Consider the following 21,098-nt stretch of genomic DNA (forward strand, 5'->3'; position numbering starts at 1 on the left):
ATGACGGATCAGCAGACAGGAGACGGTGAACGCCTCAGCGCTGGCCTCGATGCCGCCGTGCATCTTCCCGCCGAGGACCGGTATGGGTTTACCCACGTAGCCAGACAACTGGCTCTCGCCATCGGGGAACTTGGCCGGGACGGTAGCGCCGTGATCGGACTTGAGGGCGCCTGGGGCTCAGGTAAAACCAGCCTGCTCAATCTATTGCGTCTCGCCCTCGAGGACGGGCTGCACGATCGAACCTTCGTGCTGTCCGTGTCACCCTGGCTCGATGGTGGGAGTATGAGCCCGGTTGAATCCCTGCTGTTGCCGGTCGCGGCCATTATTGCTGAGGAAGAAAAGAGGCTGATGCCCGCTTCAGCGCTCAGGCGGTTGAAGCGAAAAAAAATGCTGACAGACACGGCGTCCACCGTGGTGCGTTACAGCCAGTCGACCGCCCGCCGTCTGGCTCCGGTAGCCGAATTTGCCGCCCTCATCCCCGGTCTGCTCAACGCCAGCGGGGCGCTGAATGCCTATTCAGACGCTGAGCTTCTGACCCAAAGAAAAACGACCGCCGAACTGCGTGCCGAGATTGGCGATAAAATTACCGCGCTGGATCTGAGTTTTATCGTCGTAATGGACGACCTGGATCGTCTGGAACCCGCGCAGGCCGTGGAAATCGTGCGTCTGGTCAAATCCGTGGCAGATTTCCCCCGTTTTCGCTACATCCTGTCTTACGATAAAACCGTGCTAGCCCATGCCATTCAGACCGGTCTGGGGGTGACGGACGGCGCCGCTTACCTGCAAAAAATCGTGCAGATTTCATTCAACCTGCCCCGCCCGGAGGCCTTCAGCCTGCGGCGGGAATTCATCAGCGGCGTGACTAACCTCTATCAGGACGTTAATGGTCACGGTGCCGAACAGGACTTGCTGGGCGACCTTACGCGCGTGACGGATGTCTACGGCGGCGCGTTGTCCACGCCGCGAGAGGTGAAACTGGTTCTGAATATACTGAAATTCCGCTACGGCGGGGTGCGTGATTACGTCTACCTGCCCGATTTATGCCTGCTGCAGCTTATTCGTATCAGTAACGCCGGCCTGTATGACTGGATAGAGCAATACCTGACGGAGCGTGCCGTCGTGGAATCAGGCGATGGCAGCGTCAGTGAGGAAGAACAAGCGGCGCTAAAAGACGCACTGATTGCTCATCTGGCTCATTTTCCTCCTTCTATGGCACGCAGGGCCTTCTATCTCAGTGACTGGGTGCCGGGAATTTCGGGCTATAACAACGAAAATATTACCCTCTTTTCCCAGGCGAGAGATGAGGAGCGTGCCGAGATGACGGCGCATAAGCGCCTTGCCAGCGGTGCCTACTGGCGGTACTACTTCGCTTTCTCCTCCCCGCAGAATGTGCTGCCCCCGGCGTTCTTTGATGACCTGTTCCTCCAGGCGGCGGACCCGGCACAGCAGGCGGCGATAGCGGAACTGTTACTGGGGAAAATCGACAGCAACAATGTGTCATCCCGCACCTGGTTTGAGCACATTCTCAGCCAGCTTTCTCCACCGATGGTGGCCACGCAAAGTGCGGCGGCCTGCGAAGGGTTGGCCAAGTTTTTCTTTGATTACGGCGATACGGTGATACAGCGCTATCAGCAGCTAAACGTTTGGTTTGCGGCGTATGACCTCGATATGGACGGCGTTGTCGACCGGTTAATACAAAGAATGTGTCAGGTAAACAGGGCAACCACAATCACCTTCCTTCAGGATATCTGTGTCGAGGGAACCGCCTGGTCATGGATCGCAGGGTATGTACAACACCTTCAGTGGCAAAATGGGTTGGCCGGTAACGAATCAGAAATAACCCATAAACGCGTGCTGTCTGATGAAGAGCTTTCAGCCGTGTGCTCGCTCCTGGCGAAACGACTGGGCCAGGATGAGATCAAAGACTCCCTCCTTAACACCAGCAACCTTCTATCATACATTTTTGCCTGGAGAGATATCGATGGTGGGCCGCACAACATCGCTGCGTGGGTAAAAAAGGTTAGCCAAAGTGATGAAGGACTGTTGCAGTTGCTCATGCGCTTAAGAGGGCGTGGCGTCAGCAGTGCGAAAGGTCATTATCTGAGCTTGAACCTCACCCGGTTGGGTGAATTTCTCGGCGACGAGGAGGTAATTGAACAACGGCTTGCTCGCATAGAGGCTGGGGGGCAATATCTAGAAGTCATAGCGGAAATCAGGGCTTCCCAGGCGCACGCTCGATTTTAATGCCCTTGGCCGGATGGTTTTTTTATTACCAGCCGGTGGCAGGCACGTTTTACAGGCCTTCGCTTGTCTGAAGAGGCTAACGATTTGCTAAAATCGTGGCAACCAACAGATGGGGAAAGTCAGGATATAAATGGGAGTTTAAATGTATAACAACCTGCCAGCCCTGACAGAAAACATCCTGTGGGATAAAAATCTTGTAGACGCTAACTACGCGCCTCTTAGCGAAGAGACGCTTTTATCGGCACTGCAGGACTACCTCCAGACTGTTAGCGTGTATCGCAGTGAGGAGCATCAGCTCATGCGATCACCACTCAGTTTATGGATGACTCACTTCGATCAACTCGCGGTTTATCGGGCTGGGTTATTGTCAGCTGAAAGAATTATTGTGCCTGATGCGCTCGAAGAGGCTGCTTTGCGGCTTTGCACCACGGGCATGGCTGCTGCGGTTGACCTTTTGGTGCAAAACAGTGATACAGAGAATTTGCAGAACGTTCGTCGCGAGATAGCACAATTCGTTCGCTTTGTCAGGGAACACTTCACGCTCATTCAGGCCGGTTTTATCGTTTTTACGCCCAGTGATTCAGTCCGGCAGGAGCAGCAGCGCAAGCTTGGGATTACCGAGGAAAATGCCGGCCACAGCTTTCTCCGTAGTGTGATGCCTCCGGCCATTGCTGAGTACTATGAACGCAGCCTGAAGGTCAGGGGTGTGGAACGGGTGAGCAACGAAGGCCACATGCGTTTTGTTCCGGATAGCACTCTTCCTGGAGAAATATTACTGGAACTGAAGGGGTGTTTGAGCCCTTTCACAAATGGTCATATGTTCCAGAATATGCGACCAATAAAAGAAAATACGGACGGGTCCATTACAGTGGAAATTACACGCGGTAAGCTCCAAAGCCGCAGGCATTATGAGCACTGGGTTCAGGGTGCGACGAACCGCAGCCTGTATTTCCACTACACCAGCCTTCTGACCGATCTCAGTCAAGCGGACCGTTCAGGCGCGTCTCTGGCGACCCGATGTCCGTTTCAGGGGAAAGTACTGGAAAAACTGGGCGCGCCGGGAGGGATTTCGCGCAGAATGTTGGAAATTGAACTCCCATTTTTGCCAGATCTGTCACCTGAGGAGCTCTTCCGGATCCGTACGGATTATGAGCCGAGCGCCACGGCATTCCGACGTGCCCTCCGCGACTGTGCACTCGAGATGGAACGGGCCGCTAATCCGAATGAAATTCACCTGCTTCAGTTGCGCTTTCAGGAGCGTATTGCGGATGAGGGGCTGGAAGATTTACGCGAAAAATTGCACGGCTGGAAAAGGCGGAGCTTACAGGATGTAGTGCTCTTGGCGGCCCCAGCGGTACTAGGATATATTGGCGCACCGGTAATCACTTCGCTTGCCGCTGGAGCATTAAATGTCCTGCAGGCAACGGTTGGAGCATACCGCAATTACCAGGAGACGACTCGGCATCCGTCCTGGTTTCTTTTACGAACTGGTGATCTTCGTCGTCTTAAAAAGTAAACACTCAGCGGGTATCAAGCGTTAAACACGCTCTGGATGGGGCGTTCGAACGAGCAAACAATAAAGCCGGTAATTTGCCAAATAAATAACAATGTCGATCAATACCGTACACCGCTGCAGGAGGACTCCCCCTGAAGAAGAAACTCAGAACAGCCGGCGTGGTCGGGTTCTGGGTGAAAGCTGAGATGGCATTGTTCCATCAAGGCATATACTCCGGAGATATCACCTGTGAAGCGGATCGGCAAAGGTTTTATCAGCGCGCCGGCGTCATCAAATGACGGATGAAGCTGGGCTTTTGGCGTATAGACTGCACTGGCTGTTTCAGAGCACTTCCAGCCGTTCGCCCAGTCTTTAGGGGGAACCAGAAAATCCAGCCATCCCATCGTCTTAAGGGTTTCGATAAAATAGGTGAAACGAAATAGCACGCTCTGGGTGGCGAGTTCGCCCACGCTGGAACGATAGATATAGTCTATTTTGTTCAGAAGGTTGGCAGAGAAACCATATTTTTTGCCCTGAGCCAACAACCATGCAATATCTGGTGCGACATTTTTGGGTAGTAGGCGCCGTTTCTGTGCGGTAGTCAGCCACTGCATGACAAAAAGGTGTTGTTGCAGCGGGGACTGCGCTTTACCTTCCTGCTGAGCGAGGCGGACAGCGACAAGCGCACACCAGGCTAAGTGAGACAGCTCGGATGTGGGGCGGGTTTCATAAGCAACGGTCAAGCAGGTTAATCTCGTGGTCAGAGGTGGCTAAGTCTAATAACTCATTCCATAAGTGCGGAAATAAGCATAAAAGAGAGGTCGGGTCAGGCCCAACCTCAGGGAATATTAGTGGCGGATTTGCGCGAGTTCAGTTTCAGACAGCCCGGTCATTTGCATGACCATTGCGCGATCGAGGCCGCTGGCCAACATCGTGCGGGCAATTTTCAATGCCGCTTCACGTTCACCTTCCTGGCGACCTTCCTGACGTCCTTTTTGCTCGCCTAATTGCAGGCCTTTCTGAATTCCTCGTTGTTCGCCCTCAAGGCGTAACTTCTCAGCGATGGTCATAAGAGTCTCCTCATGCTGCGGCACACGTGATGCCAGCGTATTAATTAGGGCGGCCGGGTCACGTGACTCACCGGCTTGAAGCATATAGTTTATCACAGATATTAACTGTTCCTGCGTGGTGTTGCCACCGAGCAACAAGGTGGTCAGCTGGTCCAACAGTTCTGTAAGGTCGCGTTGCCGAATGTGTTTTTGCAGCAACTCAAGTATGGCCATTCGGCGATGCTGCATAATTTCATCATCCGGGATGATCGTGATATCTATCAGTGGAAAATTTTCACCATACAAGGTTCGTGCATATTCAGGCGTTTCAAACTCATCCAGCCAGCTCATCGAGTACGGGTAAGGGCTGACCTTTCCCTGGTAAAAGAGAACGGGGATCACCAAAGGTAGAGTTTTATGGCCCGCATCGAGATGACGTTGCATTGCCGCGATGGCATATCTCATGAGGCGGAACGCCATGTGTTTATCTGGCGTGCTTTGATGTTCGATGAGGCAATACACATAGCCCTCACCATTTCCCGCCTTCAGGGAATACAGCACGTCAGAATAATAGGGCCGGAGGTCGTCTTCGATGAAAGATCCAGAAGCCAGCTGCAGCGTATTTAGATCACACAGTTTACGCAACGCCGGTGGCAGATGGATATCCAGGAAGTCGCGAGCAGTTTCAGGATGGGTCAAAAACTGTTTGAACACCGCGTCATGTAATGTGGGGGTCGTATTCTTCTTCATGGCCACTCCAGCCGACTATTTCCTTTGGAGATCTTACCATATGCCCCCTCCTGGCAATATTCATCCTTGCCAAACTTCCCATTCAGGCGTGATTCGCCCTAAAAATGCTTTTTAAACAGACCGTATGAATATCAAAATGGATTATTTTAATGCTAATTAAATATCTTTTTAATATTAATTTAATTGTAATTTGCGCATCTAAAACACATAGCGGTTACTTTCATAATGAAGGCGGTCATTTTCATAACATCTGGTAAAAGAGATGCTGCTTTCATAATATGCCCTTTGGTTTTGTACACTATTCGTACATAAATGGTGAGGGGCGAAGAAAATTTTACTGATATTTATGAAAGTGACCGCTTAGCTCAAGGTTTTTATGAAAGCAACCGCCTTTCCGGCAAAGATTTATGAAAGTGACCGCTTTTAAGAAGTCACTAATCCAAGCTTTGGTGAACGGGTATGGATTATGAACATAATCTCCCTGCCCTTCTTCGTCTCTGTGTAGTCGATATACCCGATTTTCTTCAAATCAGTCATAGCCCTGCGGATCGTCGCGTTCTGGTCTTTTACCTGCGATTCCATAGCCAGACGCTCCCGGAGACGTTTCATAGAAACAAACAGCGTAGATGGGGGCATACTCTCAAAATACACATACAGGGACTGAGCAGCTTCTTTACGGGATAACTCAGAGAGGGCTTTTAGACCAAGCAATACCTTGTGATCATACCTGTAGAGTTCCCAAAGACTTGGATCCCCGACAATTTCAACCAGATCAGCATCCATATCTAATACCGCACGTTGAACCAGATGCGTCACCAGGGAGCGTTTGCCGTCTTTGCTGCGGAATGCCAGGGTCACGCTTGATAAGTTGAACAGAGAGTCGCTGAGACGCGTTCTGGCACGCCCGTTGATATCTGTAGGCTTCAAACCACACATCCGTGCAAACTCAGAGAACGGTAAGGTTATCTTTTCACTGGAATAACCGTATTTTGAAAAGGCAGAGATGATCCCTATCCACGTTTTGAAATCAGTGGACATACCGAGCTTTGCGCCCTGAATCTTGATATTTGTATACCCTTCCTGCCTGGCGACCTCTAAGCTGGAAAGTTCATCTGACGCATCAATCAGAAATTCCCGCTTTCCCTTTTCCTTTGGTGAAACAGGTGTAAACACACTTAATCTGAGCAGAGCGACCGGCTGGACTGTTTTGCTGCTGTTCGGGATCAGTTCATAAGCTGTGCCTGAATCTTTCTTGATTATCGCGAATGGATTTTCTGGTGGATTGATATCATTAGAGTTTTCCATTTATCCACACCGTATTTGAAGTTTGATAACTATTTATGAAAGTAACCGCCTAAAGGTTATGAAAATAACCGCCTTCATTATGAAAGTAAACGCTAAATTTATGAAAGCAACCGCTTTTTTTATGAAAGTGACCGCTCAAAGTGCCGATTTAATCAATGTTTTCAAGAGAATATGAGGCTGGTGATCTATTTTTCTTTAATATGATCTAATTATGATCTTAAGAATTGTAATATCAGGTGTATATGTGGATAACTTATTGATACCGAAGAGACTAGCAAGATCCAGTCTGCATGGCTGATCACCCTATCGGGATCTTCTCCCATTAGAATCACCATCTTTCGTTGCTGTTACGTCCAAAATTCTCACTGTTCGCATTGCAAAAATCGTCGATATCAGGAAACAAAGTTAACTGTCGAACATCAAAGCTATCTTCGAGGATCCTTAAACAAACGCTTTTAATTTCAGGTTTAAGGCCAATCGCCAGGAATGCATTTTTTTCTTTTTGAAACGCCAAACTACTTACAGGATCATCACAAACTCTGGTGTACAAAAATGCTGCACTTTAAGCAGCAATTCTTTTTGTCACTACGGGTGGTTGTCAGACAACTAGGTGCACACCAGTATCAAGACCCTTACTATCCCCTGCCCCAAAAATTTCGTTATACCCCCTTTCTTCAGGGCGGCCTTCCAAACCCATAATATTACTGATATCCGATCCCAGAAGAATGCCCGTTTTGTAAGGTTGCGATCGGCAAGCGAACCATAAAGCTACAAACATATTTCTAGATACATCGACCAATCTTGTAGCAGCACCATGGTGTTGAAGCTTTGGCAGTAACTCGAAATCAGTCAACTTCCTGCCGTTCTCATAGCCATAACCCTGATGCCAGGCGTTGAGCAACAGATCTCTTTCATAGTCACTAATTGTTTACTCAGAAGGCGTATTTTCCCAGCGTCTTTCTTTCAGGAGACGCCGATATGCTGAGCTGTGTATTGGCCACCTCGCATCACCCTGCCCTCTCCACATATACACACTTCATCTGTCACCTGAAAGGTCTTCAATGATTTCCAGAATTTGGTTAAATCTATCGGGTATGTATATTTCACCAAACAAGGCTGACTGAGTTTTATCCACTTTATTAACCATTATTACAGCTCTAAAAAACCATCAATTTAATATTACAATGATAGTGTTCTACTGTTAAAAAACTGTATCAGGCTCTAATCCTTCTTCCCACCTATCATTGCGCCTTCATTTAATACGTGTCTGATACCGATGTTGATCAGAGCCGCGCGAGAAAGGCCCAGGTCTTCTGCTTTTTGGTCTAACTGGTCAAGGATGTCCGGGGTGATAGTTAACGTTATTTGTTGTTTTTTTCCTTTGATGACCCCTTTCTTTTTAGCTGACTGGCCATCTGGAGCACCTTCGATGAAAGCATCCAGTTTTGCATTAGCTTCATCTGTTTTTCTTGGTGGTTTGGTAATTGCCATTTCATATCACCTTAATATTAATATGATGTTTTATTGATTGTTAAATAGGATGTTTATGAGAGTGGTGAGTTCCAGATTAGCTTTAGCATCTTGAGGCTTATATTCAAAGACGCACTGGCCAGAACCCGCAGCATTGGAGAATGCTTTACGGCCAACAATGTGGTCGGGGATAAACTCAAGCTCCGGATAATCAGTAAAGATGGCTGCGGCTTCCCGGTTATCTATTGAGTTACGATTTGCATCGGCAACGTTAATGATTGAGTAAGCTTTCAACCCGTCACGCACACTACGTGCTTCTGTTATGAGGTCTGAGATGTCCTGCAAAGCCCATACATCGAAACTTCCCGGACGGTAAGGAACCAACAGGACGTCTGTTAAAACGAGTGCTGCACGCAATGCGGTTGAGTCCCTGCCGCCGGCATCAATGATGACATCATCATATTTTGCTTTTTGCTGCATCAGCTGCGAGCGTAGGATTGGACCATCTGCATAAGCTGAGCATGCGATACCCGGTTGGATTTCATTTTGTGCTCTTATGCTGATTGCCGTCTGTGCTGTCTCCTGACGGTCAGCATCGATAAGTAAAACATCCCGGCCTTGCATTGCCCTGGCGGCTGCTATATTTACAGCAAGTGTTGTCTTACCCACTCCGCCTTTAGTATTCCCTACTGTTAGAATCATGTTTTTTACCCTCATTTTAATATTAAAATGCTGTGTTTGTGATGTGCATATAGTAGCAAGAAACCTTTACTGTTAACCAGCATTTCTGCCATGAATTTCATGCAGAATGATACTTTTTTAATATTAAATTGATAGTTATATGATTGGTTGTTGATTGCGTTGTAATAGGGGGTTAAGTGTGTTGGAAACCTATTTGTTTGAAGCCTCGTAAGCGCTAAGCAGTTAGGGTACAAGATGCTACGCGTACCTTAGCCTTATATTGCGCCGCGGGGGGAATCTCATTCCTCCGGAGGTTGCTATTGTGTCATTGGGTAACGTGTCAATGTGAGCTCTTCTTCGTCAGCCCTAAAAAATGTGCTTGGTCGGTGTCTTGCTGTATGTGAGTATCGCAGCTAACAGTTCAGGGTGAGTCTGCCCCCTCTGCACAAGTACTTAGAAAAGAGCAGGTATGCACATTGACCTGCTGAGCAGGGGGTGTGAAAAAGGCAGTATGTAGGAGAGGAATTTGAGTGACTTTTTTTAATGTTTTTATGGAATCATTATAATTGTTTTTTAATATTAAAATGATTTACTTTTAATTGTTTTTTGAGTTATTTAACGTAGTGAAACTATGGGCAAATCCTTCCAACGGGTCGTATAAGCGGGGGAGAGCATTTCCCGTTTCATCTTCCAGCCTTTATCTATTCCCTGGCCTGCAAACCACACTTTCCCAATGCCTGTTGTATTGATGTGATCGAGTATGCCCATCAACGCCTCGCTGTTGGGGCGGGGCGGCGATTCGTCAAACATGTCTATTTGTCCGGGCTTGTCACTGAAGTCGTTCAACACAATCCCCGCCTTCTGAAAACGGTAGCCGTCCCGCCAGATGCTATCTAATGCTCTCATCGCTGCACCGACAATATCGCGGGTATCCTGCGTGGCCAGCATCAGCGTTTGGTTGGCGTTGTTTCCATACTGCGGCTCGTTGGCGTAGGGGCTGGTTCTCATGAACACGCTGATGTGCCGGCAGTATTGTCGTTCCTGGCGAAGCTTTTCCGATGCACGCTCGGCGTACTGGCAGACGGCCTGCCGCATGTCCTGCAGTTGCGTGATGCGTTCACCAAAGCTGCGGCTGCAGATGATTTGCTGTTTGGCGGGCAGGGCGTCGATGGAAATACACGATGTGCCGTTAAGTTCCCGAACAGTGCGCTCCACCACGACCCCGAACGTCTTCTTCATCAGGTTCAGGTTGGCGTCCGCCAGTTGCAGCACCGTCTTAATGCCCATCGCCGTTAGCTTCTCAGATAATTTTCGCCCAATGCCCCACGTCTCATTCACCGGCAGCAGTGCCATCAGCTTACGCTGGCGGTCGCGGTTGCTCAGGTCAACGACGCCGCCGGTGGCCGGCCAGGTTTTCGCCGCATGGTTGGCCAGCTTTGCCAGCGTAAGCGTCTGCGCAATCCCGATACCGCAGGTCAGCCCCGTGCGCTGCCGTACCGTTGCCCGGACGCGCTGGCCAAAGGCCTGGAAAGACTCGCACGCATCGATACCGGTGACCTTCAGAAATGCCTCGTCGATAGAGTAAATCGTCAGCTCAGGAGCCATTTCCTCCAGCGTGGACATGATGCGGGCTGACATGTCGCCGTAAAGCGCGTAGTTCGAACTGAAACATGTTACCTGGTGACGCCTGATAATGTCCTTCGCCTGAAAGTAGGGGGCAAAGCGCTTAATGCCGAGCTTTTTGGCTTCTTTGTTGAGGGCCACAATCGCGCCGTCATTGTTACTGAGAACGAGCACCGGCTTGCCCTTCAGGTCGGGCCTGAACAGCTGTTCCACGCTGGCGTACATCGAGTTCACGTCACAGAGCAGGTACATGGCGTGTCACTTAAACGAATGAATGGCGTGGATGACAACGCCGAAAATATCCAGCTCGTCCGGATTAACGAATATCGGTGAATAAGCCGGGTTCATCGGCTGCAGGCAAAGCACCGGATGGGTACAGAGACGTTTTACCGTGAACTCACCGTCGACGGCGGCAATGACGATGTCACCGTGTGAGGCCTTTTCTGCCTTATCCACAATCAGAAGGTCGCCCGACATTATCCCGGACTCAACCATTGAATCTCCTTCGGCTTTGACAAAAAAGGTCGCGGACGGGTGGCTGATGCAGAACTCGTTTAAATCCAGCGTTTTCTCAACGTAGTCAGTGGCCGGACTGGGAAAACCAGCCTGGCAGGTGTCGGCAAACAGCGGGAGCTGCAGCCGTGAGCCGGTCAGGGGGGAAATAATTTCTGCTTTCATAACTGCCTTTAATAATACTGTGAATATATACAGTGATTATGTCTAGGAACTTTCGCATATAGCAAGGTCTGATGTTTCAGTATTTCTTAGTTGCCTGTTTTTTCCGCAGAAATAGTTTCTCAGAAGCCGTTTGCGGGCGTGGCGTAGCGTCATCGGTTGAAAGTTGTACACAGGATCGGTGGATAAGCCTGTGTGGGAAGGACGGGAAACCGGGTGTCCTGGTCATTGGCGAACTGCAATGCATTTCCCCCGAAAAGACTACAGCCCGGACATGGCCTCCATCGGCTCATGACCAGCAGGCTGGTCAATCGTCGAGCCCGACTGCGCTAACTGGCTAACCGGTTAACCGGCAAGCCAGCAAGCTTCGCGGAATCCCTGCGGGGTTCCGGCCTGCGGCTAGGGTCTGATGGCAACGGCCAGGTCAACAGCAGCTTGCAGCGACCAGAAGGCCGCGCCGCTTAACTGGCCTGCGATAAACACAAAGCCGCAGGCCGCTGACGGGCAACGGCGATTCGCTGCCGCTCACCGGCGTTGCGGTGGTATCCGCTACATCCCTCTTGGGTGCCGTCTCTCCTGTTAAGTCCCTCTCGCCGGGGCTGACCAAAACACAGCCGCTGTCGCCCGTCCAGGGTAAATAAACGCCCCCAAAACTTTTCCTCGTGCCTCAGAAAACTTTCGTGTTCGCCCCGGACGTTCGCCCTCGTCGGTGTTTTTTCGCCCTTGCGGCGGAGGAACTCAACTGGAGATGTGGAAACACCCAGCCAGAAATTCAGCCGGATACCACAAAACGTCAAGGTCGCGACAAAGCGAATCTAACCGAAGATATGGGCTAAAAGCCCTGAAAGATAAGGAGAGTCATCATGGCAGAACGGGGAATTAACAAAGTCATCATCGTGGGTAATTTAGGTCAGGCACCGGAAATCCGTTACATGCCGAACGGCGGCGCGGTGGCAAGTCTGACGCTGGCTACCTCTGAACACTGGCGTGACAAAGCGACCGGTGAGCAGCGCGAAAAAACCGAGTGGCACCGCGTGGTCGTGTTCGGAAAGCTGGCCGAAATTGCCGGTGAGTACCTGACCAAGGGCGCAAAAGTTTACATCGATGGCCAGCTGCAGACCCGCAAATGGCAGGACGCGCAGGGCGCCGACCGTTACACCACGGAAATCGTCGTGAAGGCCAACGGCACGATGCAGATGCTGGGCAGCGCGGCAGGGCAGGGTAACCGCACATCCGGCGACGCAACGCCACAATCACAGGCTCCGCAAAACGCCCCGTCCCACTCCGGCGACGCGCCGGTGACGCCAGCGGCTGAAGGTAAACCGGCAAAAGCCAGCCGCGCCGCGAAGGGCAAAAAAGCTACCAAAGCGGCAGCGGCGCAGCCCGCACAGCAGACGGCACAACCGCTGCAGCCACAGGAAGGCGATCTGCCGGAAGACTGGGACTATATCCCTTTCTGATTTTTTCTGCCCTGCGTCAGCGGGGCGTCACATGGAGTACTGCGCGATGGAAAACAACAAACCGGCTCTGCTGCCGTCTGGCACCTTTACCCGCGAACAGGCTGAGGCCGTAGCCGATGCTTACGAAAATATCGTCATCGAGGACGATCAGGGCACACATTTCCGCCTTGTCCTGCGCGTGTTTGGGCAGATGGTATGGCGGGCGTGGAATTTTCAGCCGGATGCAGGAGTTGATTTTAACAAATACATCGTCAGCGATGGTGTGAGAAAAAGCAGCAAAACAGCAGGCAAGCAGTAAGAAGAGGTGCCGGACGTATGAGGCGTCCGGCAGACATAAATCAACACTTGAGGTACTAACTATGTCAGTTACGAATGTTAAAGCAGCATCTAAACCAAGTAAAGCGGTGAAAAGTCCAAAAAAATCAGGGCAGGAGATTGCCGTTGAGCAGGCGCTGGCGAATACGCCGGTCGAGATGGTGCCGTTCAGCCAGCTGGCTCTGTCTCCGCTCAACGTGCGTAAGGCAGAACCGGATCCGGTGAAATTGCAGGAACTGGCCGACACCATCAAAGCCGTGGGCATCCTGCATAATCTTATCGTGCATCGCCTGCCCGATGGCCAGCTGGGTGCTGCCGCCGGTGGCCGCCGTTTCCGTGCGCTGAATATCCTGCTGAGTGCGGGGGCTATCGCGCCGGATTACGCCGTGCCGGTGAAAATTGTCGGCGACGACGTGGCGGAGGTGATTTCTGTTATCGAGAACCAGCAGACCGAAAGCATGCATCCCGCTGACCAGATCATGTCGTTCTCCCGCATCAGTGCCAGCGGAAAAACGGCGTCAGAAATCGGCGCTGCGATGGGCTACAGCACCCAACACGTCCAGAAATTCCTGCGTCTGGCGGGGATGGCACCGGCGCTGCTCGATGAACTGGCTGAAGATAAGATTAACGTTGACCAGCTGCAGGCGTTGTCTGCGTCAGAAGACCACGAACGGCAGGTGAGCGTGTGGGAAAATGCCTACGGCATTTACAAGACACCAAAGGAGTTACGCAATGCGGTGTTGCGCGGTGAAATGGCGGCTGCGGGCAACCGCCTGCTGGAGTTCGTCGGGCGTGACGCTTACGAACTGGCGGGCGGCGGGTTCCGCTATGACCTGTTCACCGACGAAGGGTTTATCAGCGATACCGTACTGTTGCAGACCCTGACCCGCCAGAAACTTTCCGAAATCGCTGACGGTATCGCACAGGCCGAGGGCTGGAAGTGGTCTGAGGGACGCACTGACGGTATCAGCACCTACGGCGACGACGTGCAAAAATACCTGTTACTCAACCTGCCTCAGGGTGAACTGACGCCCGATGAACGTGCGCGGTTTGATGCGCTGGACAGGCAGCTGGAGGTGTTATCTGAGCAGGACGATATCGAAGATGCAGACCACGACGCGCTGGAACAGGCCGCTGATGCCTGTCAGGCTGAAATGTCTGCCATCGAAAAAGCCGCTGAGAACCGCGCTTGGACAGATGATGTCCGCGCCAACGGTGGAGTAGTAGTTTCCCTGAATGGTAAAAATGTGTACGTGCGCCGTGGCGTGATGCTGCGCAGCGATATCCCTGAAGTCGAGAAAAAAGCCGGTGTGAACAACAACCTCGCCAGCATCCGCACCGAAGATGGTTCTGAAGCGTCAGGGCAGGCGCAGCCGAAACCGCTGTCGGCGGTACTGGCCAAAAGCCTCTCCAGCGAAAGAACGCTGGCAGTACAGGCCGCGCTGGCACAGCAGCCGGAAAAGGCGCTGGTGATTTTCGTTCACGACTGCCTGAAATCAACGTTCTCGTTTAAGGGATATTCGACATCGACCCTGACCGTGTCGCTGAGCCGCAAGACGGGGGTGATGGTCGACAATGCGCCGACGTCGGCCGACGGTCAGGCCATGCAGAGTCTGAATGCAATGCACGACGCGTGGCAGAAGTTGCTGCCCGAAGACTGGCATAAAGGTTGGGACTGGCTGCTGGAGTGGGACATGCCGCAGCTTCTGGCCATCATAGGTTACTGCCTTGCAGGCACACTTTCCGGTGTTTCTGAACGTCTGAGTGACAAAGACCAGAAGGCGGGCAAAGACCTTGAACCGGTCGAAGCGCTGCTGAATTTCACGCTGCGCGACTGGTGGCAGCCGACTAAAGCCAATTTCTTTGGGCGCATCAGTAAAGAGCTGATTTCTGACAGTTTGTCACAGGCCGGTCTGGGCGGGGCGTCGCGCGATGTCCTCAAGATGAAAAAGGGCGATGCTGCCGAACGGGCTGAAGAGGACATCTCACAGACCCGCTGGGTGCCTGACTGTCTGCTGCAGGTGACGGATACGCCAGTATTGCCGGAAAGTGACGCGGTCACGGCTGCTGACAGCGATGAGTCTGCAGCCGCCACGCAGGATGCCGAAACACCTTCTGAATCCACCCATATTGCCGCCTGACAGGGAGCGCCGCTCCGCAAGGGGCGGCAGTGATGCCATGATCCAATTTGAAAAATTTACGTTTGCCGAGTTACACGCGATGAGCGGCAGTGAACTGGAACAGTACGCAGAGCGCGGTGAGGCTTTCCGCTGTGACCTGAGCCGGGGCGTCATCCATTACCTGAGTTACCCGGACAAATGGTTGTGCGACATGGAGCACGGCTGTGAGTTCGGCGGCGGTGCGCCGGTCAACATCAGGCTGACCCTGAAAGCATTGATGAGCGTGACCCTATGTTTCACCAGCAGCAGCGACGATGTGCCCTACTGGCAGATGTATTTACCCTTTGACGGCGGAGCGTCCGTGGCGTGGCTTTACTGCTCGGAGACGTTCGATCCTGAACACCTCTTTTATACGCTGCTAAGGATTGTGGGACTGGTGTCCGCAGGGTACACCACGCCTGAACGGCTGGCTGTCGCACTGCATAAATCAGGGGGTGCCGTATGATCCCCCGTCACCTTTCCTTAGTGCCCGTTAACCCGTTTCAGGCCGCTGCGCTGCAGGCCATCATCGATGTGGAAGACGGGCTGCGTCGGCGGGGACAGTATCCTTATGCCGTGGCGTTGCTGCGGCAGCTGCGTGGCGGGGAGGCGGGGCGCATCAGTGCAGCAGACGTGCGCCGTGCGGCCTCAAACTACGATCCGAAAGACCGTGCAGGTGAACCGAAAGAACGCTATCTGGCGGCACTTGATAAACTGGTGGAAAGTCGTGGCAGCGTTTGCCCGCTGCCGCTGTCGGGCTGCGCGGTCGGACAATATTTCCCGCAAACCGGCTATCGCCTGAGTGAACGTCAGAACCGCCGCTGGGATGTCAGCTACAACCGCAGGGAAAAGCTGCAGGAAAAAGCGCGGCAGCAAAAGCGCAGGCGCTATCAGACTGGCGTGGCACAGGCAGAAATTGAACTCGCATTCGTCACGCCGACCGCACTGAGCGCATGGTACAAACGGCAGGAAAAACGGGGCATCTACGATGACGACCTGACGGAGATGCTTCAGGGCTGGGGACGGCGGTTTACCGGCCTGCGGGACAGGGCGTTTTGCTCAGGACAGCCGCTGTGGGCGATCTTCAATGAACTGGGCGGCGAGCTGACAGGCCGTCCGGTAGTTCAGCAATGGCTCGATGGTCAGGTGTTGCCGAACCGGTTGTGCGACGTCCGGAGGTGAACAATGTGGCGATATTCCCTGCGCTGGCGTTACCCGCACATTCCCTGTACCGGCGAGCCGGTTTTGGTGTCGGAAGACGTCTGCGAGGGTGCGCCGGTGCCGGACAGCATACTGTCCCGTTTTACCGCAGGTGGTGATTACGCCGTCTGTCTGGATTTTCTGGCAGAACGTCCGGTTAAACGCTGGCCACCGGAGCGTAAGGCGCAGGCGCGCTTGCGAAACCTGCGGCGGCGGATCCTGAAAAATGCCCCGCTGTTTGCCGACGAGCTGATCGCCCGCGAGCTGGCATTGCGACCGGAGTACTTCAAAGGCCGGTAACCTCATCTATTGCCGTGGCGTCCTGCTGCGGCATTCTCTCTCATCTGACGTCCTTTCTCGCAGCTTGCATCGGCGGTTGCCGCGCCGCTGGCACAGTTCCCGCCAGGGCGGGAACGTTAATGATGTCGCGTTGCTCCTCATGCGTTGTTCCTGGTCATTCTCGGTTGTATTCCTTCTGCCTGTTTGTCGCAGCCTGATCTCTCAAAAAGTTAGCGCCAACCCCGTGCCCGCACTGTAGACGTGCCGCCTCTCTTCAAAGGGTTCGTAAACCCGCCTTGTCACCCGGTCACCGGTATTCACGGCGCATTCAGCCCGTTCATACCGGCGCTGCGGCTTCCGCGTCAGCCCTTTTTTGTTCGGCCTGTGGCACGTCTGTCGTGGGGGCACGGCGCCGGCCGGTTCCGGCTCTCTATGTGAGTAACGCTATGTCCCGATATATGCAGGGTGACTGTCAGCAGGTCATGTCTAAATTTCCGTCCCGTTCGGTTGATTTCATCCTCACCGACCCTCCGTATCTTGTCGGTTTTACCGACCGTTCCGGGCGCTCCATTGCCAATGATAAGCAGGGTGACTGGTTACTTCCGGTCAGCCGCGAGATGTTCCGTGTGCTTAAAAATGACAGTCTGGCGGTCAGTTTTTACGGCTGGAACCGGGTTGACCAGTTTATGGCCGCGTGGAAAGCCGCCGGTTTTCACGTCGTAGGCCACATTGTTTTCACCAAAGCCTATTCGTCAAAATCGGTCTTTGTGGGCTATCGCCATGAAAGCGCCTACGTGCTTGCCAAAGGCCGTCCGCCGCTGCCTGAAAACCCGTTACCGGACGTGATGCCGTGGGCGTATTCCGGCAACCGTTACCATCCGACTGAAAAGCCGGTTTCCGCGCTGCGGCCGCTGATTGAGTCCTTCACGCAGCCCGGCGACATTGTGCTCGACCCGTTCGGTGGCAGCGGTTCTACATGCGTTGCAGCAGCGCAGTGCGGGCGCCGCTGGATTGGTATCGAACTCTTAGAGCAGTATCACGCGGCGGGGCTGCGTCGTCTGGCTGAGTTTCAGCGTCCGCATTTCGCAGTGCCGGTTTCAGTCTCACAGCAATACGGGAGCATGGTATGAGCAACTATCAGAATAATATCGACCTGCGGGTGGACGTAGCGGCGCTGGCCAATGCGACCTATGAGCTGCGCGAACAGTTACGGGCGTTTGAGAAAAAATACTTCTGGGGCAGCGAGGAGCTGACGCAACGCCTGGCCGGGCAGGTGATTAACCAGTTAAATACGCAGATGCTGGAAATCTACAAGCAGATTAACGAACTCGACCACGCCTTTAAAGACTGACCGTTGCAAGCATGGCCCCGCACGGCGGGGCTATATCATGAATCCGATGTTTGCCAGGGCGAACGTCAACGGCCATTGAACAGGCGCTGCCGTGGCTACGCCACTGCGGCTGCCCGTTCATTTCGATGGGGTACTTCATATTCCGGGAGACATAGGCTGATGTTGGTTTCTGTCTGTATGCCGGATATGCATTGGTTGTGTTTTCATGTGCCTGCTGTGCCTGCTGTGCCTGCTGTGCCTGCTGTGCCTGCTGTGCCTGCTGTGTCTGCTGTGCCTTTGCCCCCTCCTTTTTTTCTTCCTGCTGTGCTGGTTGTCCCGCAAAAAATGCTCGAGCTGGGCGTCACCCTTCGGGCACGGCTGTCGTGAACAGAGCCAGCAAGCTGTCTCTGCCCTGCACTCCGACCTGCGGTCTGCGCTTGCGGGCTTCCATCCTGACGCAACTGCGGGCTTGCAGCGGCCAATGGCCGCGCCGCCTGAACTGCCGGTGATAAAGCCACCGGCGCTTAGGTCGCCACGCCTTACGTCGTGTCGGGTGCGTTCATTCTCGCCGGGCCGTCTGTGTAACATCACTCAGCCAGCCCTTCCGCGCGGGCTTTAACGTAGCACCGCCTGGTCATTCCCCAAGGGGTGAAATGTACTCCGTCAAAACTTTTCCTCGTACCTCGTAAAACTTGTGTCTCCGCCCCTTGTTGCCTGCCTGCGTTGGTACTCCGTTGCCCTTGCCGCGAAAGAACTCACTGAGAGATGGACTTACCACCGAAGGGGAACCACCAGAATGAACACACAGAACGTCAACACCGCCGCTCCTGAATCTACTGAAAGATGTTCAGAAAAACTTCGCCGGATTATCGATAAAGCCCACAACAACGTGGCCTGTGCGGAAGAAGCCCACCTGCATTATGGCGAAAATTTTACGCGTTTTGACGTCTGTTATTACTTTGTTCAGGGAGTATTCGCCCAATTGAGTAAGGCATTTAAAGGTTCTGAATAATTCAAAGCAGATAACAGCCGATGGCGGGATCGTTCTGTCATCATAATCAAGGAGAAACACCATGTATCAACCTGAAATCACCACCGTCAACAGCAGTGAAAACCGGTTCGAATGGAACGCAGCAGCAGAGGCGGCCTACTGGCAACAGTGCGAAAAAATCGCCTACACGGACGTGTCAGAAATCACCCTGACGGTGTTTATGGATGCGATCGCGCTGATGTACCCGAATGACTGGCAGGGGGACGCGCATTGCGAATCGTTCAAGCTGGCTGAGATGGTAAGCGGCGACGTGACGGACATTTACGCCAAAGTGGGGGATCGTTATTTCACGTTCCGCGATAAGGCATCGATGATGCATGAGGCGATTATCTGCCGCATTACTAAGGAGGTGTTAAGCAGGGAAGAGACAGTCCAGAAATGAAAAAAGCAGACTTTCGTCTGCTCCATCACTGCCGGTTTATCCGTCGAAAGTCAGACCGGCTATCAATTAACTGCATGGAGAGAAACCATGAAAACTGATGCACAAATAATTACATCGTCCGCGCCGTTTGTAAAGTCTGAGATGGCAAAAAAACACCCGAGCATTGTGCGGGAACCGCTGGAAAGTCAGGACATCACCGCGCCGTTTAAAGCGCTGGGGCGTCATATCGCCAAATGTCAGCGCAAACGCCAGTCCGTGAGAGTGCCCGCCATGCGGGGCAGTGAACTCGGGCAGGTGCTGCGCGCACTGGAACTGAAACGGGCTTACGCCTGATCCCCTTGCCGTCCTGCGGGGCGGCAATTCTATGACTTTTCAGAGGCATGTATGACGAAAAAAGTGTGGTTTACGGCGCAGTCGCTGGCACCGGTGCTGGATGATGTGAAAAAAAATAGCTGCCAACTGTGGTTTCTGGTGGACGAAGGCATTTACCTGACGGCTGAAAAGGCGTCTTTCGTCAGGGGCAAGCGCAATATTGCGTATGCCGTGGGGTTTGATCCGTATGAAAGTGACGACACGGAGACGTTTTTCAGTGCGATATTTGCCGCGATCGGTAGCGAGGAGATTTGGGACAGTGTGACGTTGCCCCCCGATGTGCTGGATACGGTGACTGCGGGCAGCGCCGATCTTCGGGTGGACGCGGGTGAAAACGGGTTTGTGTTCGCGGTTAAAGCGCGGGATGAGGAGGTTAACCATGCTGAATGAACAGGACACCGCAGTTGCCGATCTGGGTATCAACGGACAGCGGGTGGGGGAAATGATCCCTTCGGTGGCAATTGACCGCATTATCGCTCTGAGGGAAAACGGCCTGAAACAGTATGCTGAAGCGCTGAACATGCTTCACTCTGCCCGAGAGCTGCTGTTAGCGGCTACCGGCGGGGAGTACCTCTACGGTTTTGAACTTTGCGTGAAGGATGCACTGAGCTGGACAGACAAACCCGAACGGACAGAGAAGGCCATAAAAAAGGCCGTTGACGGCAAAATCTGGGAGCGGCTGATGAATGAAACCGGCATGTGTACACTGATGAGCACGCGACAGCGCGATGAATGGTACAGGGAGTTGTCGGGTGAAAATATGCCAGAAATTACGCTTGATACGGTACTGGCCACGTTTAACCACCTTCACGCAAGCAAAAATGACACCTTTGAGCTGGGGGTGATCGACCTGTTTAAATCGCTGTCATGGGATTACAAGACCAACAACCCGTGCAGATTCGGCAAAAAAATCATTATTTCCCGTCTTATGGATTCCTACAGCAGCGGCCGCATTCATTTCAGCACATTGGGCAGGTCAAAGCTGGACGATCTGACCAAAGTTTTTTACCTGCTGGAAGGGCGCAATGTTCCGGATTACAGAGTATCGGAGGGGGTGAAATTTGCGGAATATTTCGCACGTGAACGGTTTTCCGGTGAGGTCTATGAGGCCGAATATTTCTCGATGCGCTATTACCTGAAAGGAACGGCGCATATCACCTTTAAACGGCCCGAACTGGTAGACCGTATAAACGATATTGTTGCCCGTCATTATCCGTCTATGCTTCCCTCAAGGTTGTAATCAAACATACTGGCGGGG

Annotated in this window: 23 protein-coding genes; 15 read left to right on the top strand and 8 right to left on the bottom strand. The window is 52.7% G+C overall.

The window, feature by feature from the left end; translation table 11 throughout:
• Together J9880_RS24735 and J9880_RS24740 are read left to right on the top strand one after the other, a co-directional pair.
• Positions 1–2,244: a KAP family P-loop NTPase fold protein gene (locus tag J9880_RS24735; protein WP_232771004.1), complete on the top strand. Its 2,244-nt coding sequence runs from the start codon at positions 1–3 to the stop codon at positions 2,242–2,244.
• 142 nt (positions 2,245–2,386) lie between these two features.
• Positions 2,387–3,760: a hypothetical protein gene (locus tag J9880_RS24740; protein ID WP_232771005.1), complete on the top strand. Its 1,374-nt coding sequence runs from the start codon at positions 2,387–2,389 to the stop codon at positions 3,758–3,760.
• A gap of 98 nt (positions 3,761–3,858) precedes the next feature.
• On the opposite strand, the gene J9880_RS24745 is transcribed toward J9880_RS24740, so the two are convergent.
• The 8 genes from J9880_RS24745 to umuD all read right to left on the bottom strand — a co-directional run bounded on the left by J9880_RS24745 (position 3,859) and on the right by umuD (position 11,295).
• Positions 3,859–4,482 carry a DUF2913 family protein gene (locus tag J9880_RS24745; protein WP_232771006.1) on the bottom strand — a complete coding sequence of 208 codons (624 nt, stop codon included), beginning with the start codon at positions 4,480–4,482 and terminating at the stop codon, positions 3,859–3,861.
• Positions 4,483–4,587: 105 nt separating this feature from the next.
• A complete protein-coding gene (locus J9880_RS24750; protein WP_232771007.1) occupies positions 4,588–5,538 on the bottom strand; it encodes an Rpn family recombination-promoting nuclease/putative transposase in 951 nt (316 codons plus the stop codon).
• A gap of 423 nt (positions 5,539–5,961) precedes the next feature.
• Positions 5,962–6,843: a RepB family plasmid replication initiator protein gene (locus tag J9880_RS24755; RefSeq protein WP_232771008.1), complete on the bottom strand. Its 882-nt coding sequence runs from the start codon at positions 6,841–6,843 to the stop codon at positions 5,962–5,964.
• A gap of 598 nt (positions 6,844–7,441) precedes the next feature.
• Positions 7,442–7,744 carry an FRG domain-containing protein gene (locus J9880_RS24760; RefSeq protein WP_232771009.1) on the bottom strand — a complete coding sequence of 101 codons (303 nt, stop codon included), beginning with the start codon at positions 7,742–7,744 and terminating at the stop codon, positions 7,442–7,444.
• 320 nt (positions 7,745–8,064) lie between these two features.
• Entirely contained in the window at positions 8,065–8,334 is a 270-nt protein-coding gene (locus tag J9880_RS24765; RefSeq protein ID WP_232771010.1) for a ribbon-helix-helix domain-containing protein, read from the bottom strand.
• Positions 8,335–8,364: 30 nt separating this feature from the next.
• A complete protein-coding gene (locus J9880_RS24770; RefSeq protein WP_136375621.1) occupies positions 8,365–9,015 on the bottom strand; it encodes an AAA family ATPase in 651 nt (216 codons plus the stop codon).
• Between the two features lie 594 nt (positions 9,016–9,609).
• Positions 9,610–10,869 carry a translesion error-prone DNA polymerase V subunit UmuC gene (gene umuC / locus J9880_RS24775; RefSeq protein ID WP_232771011.1) on the bottom strand — a complete coding sequence of 420 codons (1,260 nt, stop codon included), beginning with the start codon at positions 10,867–10,869 and terminating at the stop codon, positions 9,610–9,612.
• Between the two features lie 6 nt (positions 10,870–10,875).
• Positions 10,876–11,295, bottom strand: coding sequence for a translesion error-prone DNA polymerase V autoproteolytic subunit (gene umuD / locus J9880_RS24780; protein WP_232771012.1), 420 nt, complete (start codon positions 11,293–11,295; stop codon positions 10,876–10,878).
• A gap of 860 nt (positions 11,296–12,155) precedes the next feature.
• On the opposite strand from umuD, the gene ssb reads away from it, so the two are divergent.
• From ssb to J9880_RS24845, 13 genes are all read left to right on the top strand, one after another.
• Positions 12,156–12,752: a single-stranded DNA-binding protein gene (gene ssb / locus J9880_RS24785; protein WP_232771013.1), complete on the top strand. Its 597-nt coding sequence runs from the start codon at positions 12,156–12,158 to the stop codon at positions 12,750–12,752.
• 46 nt (positions 12,753–12,798) lie between these two features.
• Positions 12,799–13,050, top strand: coding sequence for a DUF905 family protein (locus tag J9880_RS24790; protein WP_232771014.1), 252 nt, complete (start codon positions 12,799–12,801; stop codon positions 13,048–13,050).
• A 61-nt stretch (positions 13,051–13,111) separates the two neighbouring features.
• A complete protein-coding gene (locus J9880_RS24795; protein ID WP_232771015.1) occupies positions 13,112–15,208 on the top strand; it encodes a ParB/RepB/Spo0J family partition protein in 2,097 nt (698 codons plus the stop codon).
• A gap of 37 nt (positions 15,209–15,245) precedes the next feature.
• Positions 15,246–15,692 carry a conjugation system SOS inhibitor PsiB family protein gene (locus tag J9880_RS24800; RefSeq protein ID WP_232770925.1) on the top strand — a complete coding sequence of 149 codons (447 nt, stop codon included), beginning with the start codon at positions 15,246–15,248 and terminating at the stop codon, positions 15,690–15,692.
• Positions 15,689–16,408 (top strand): plasmid SOS inhibition protein A, encoded by a 720-nt coding sequence (locus J9880_RS24805; RefSeq protein ID WP_232770926.1) that lies wholly within the window; start codon positions 15,689–15,691, stop codon positions 16,406–16,408. The genes J9880_RS24800 and J9880_RS24805 overlap by 4 nt, the downstream gene beginning before the upstream one ends.
• 3 nt (positions 16,409–16,411) lie before the next feature.
• Positions 16,412–16,726 carry a theronine dehydrogenase gene (locus J9880_RS24810; RefSeq protein ID WP_232770927.1) on the top strand — a complete coding sequence of 105 codons (315 nt, stop codon included), beginning with the start codon at positions 16,412–16,414 and terminating at the stop codon, positions 16,724–16,726.
• Between the two features lie 425 nt (positions 16,727–17,151).
• On the top strand, positions 17,152–17,835 hold the full coding sequence (locus J9880_RS24815; protein WP_232771017.1) for a DNA methyltransferase: 684 nt from the start codon (positions 17,152–17,154) through the stop codon (positions 17,833–17,835).
• On the top strand, positions 17,832–18,056 hold the full coding sequence (locus J9880_RS24820) for a hypothetical protein (RefSeq protein WP_232770928.1): 225 nt from the start codon (positions 17,832–17,834) through the stop codon (positions 18,054–18,056). The genes J9880_RS24815 and J9880_RS24820 overlap by 4 nt, the downstream gene beginning before the upstream one ends.
• 775 nt (positions 18,057–18,831) lie before the next feature.
• Entirely contained in the window at positions 18,832–19,047 is a 216-nt protein-coding gene (locus J9880_RS24825) for a hypothetical protein (protein ID WP_232770929.1), read from the top strand.
• 61 nt (positions 19,048–19,108) lie between these two features.
• Complete coding sequence (locus J9880_RS24830; protein WP_232770930.1) at positions 19,109–19,468, top strand: hypothetical protein; 360 nt, start codon at positions 19,109–19,111, stop codon at positions 19,466–19,468.
• A gap of 87 nt (positions 19,469–19,555) precedes the next feature.
• Positions 19,556–19,801 (top strand): hypothetical protein, encoded by a 246-nt coding sequence (locus J9880_RS24835; protein WP_232770931.1) that lies wholly within the window; start codon positions 19,556–19,558, stop codon positions 19,799–19,801.
• Between the two features lie 51 nt (positions 19,802–19,852).
• Positions 19,853–20,230, top strand: coding sequence for a DUF3085 domain-containing protein (locus J9880_RS24840; RefSeq protein WP_232770932.1), 378 nt, complete (start codon positions 19,853–19,855; stop codon positions 20,228–20,230).
• Positions 20,220–21,080 (top strand): DUF4942 domain-containing protein, encoded by an 861-nt coding sequence (locus J9880_RS24845; protein WP_232770933.1) that lies wholly within the window; start codon positions 20,220–20,222, stop codon positions 21,078–21,080. The genes J9880_RS24840 and J9880_RS24845 overlap by 11 nt, the downstream gene beginning before the upstream one ends.
• Positions 21,081–21,098: the final 18 nt, after the last annotated feature.

This window comes from Rahnella victoriana, from assembly GCF_021276285.1.
Lineage (GTDB): Bacteria > Pseudomonadota > Gammaproteobacteria > Enterobacterales > Enterobacteriaceae > Rahnella > Rahnella victoriana.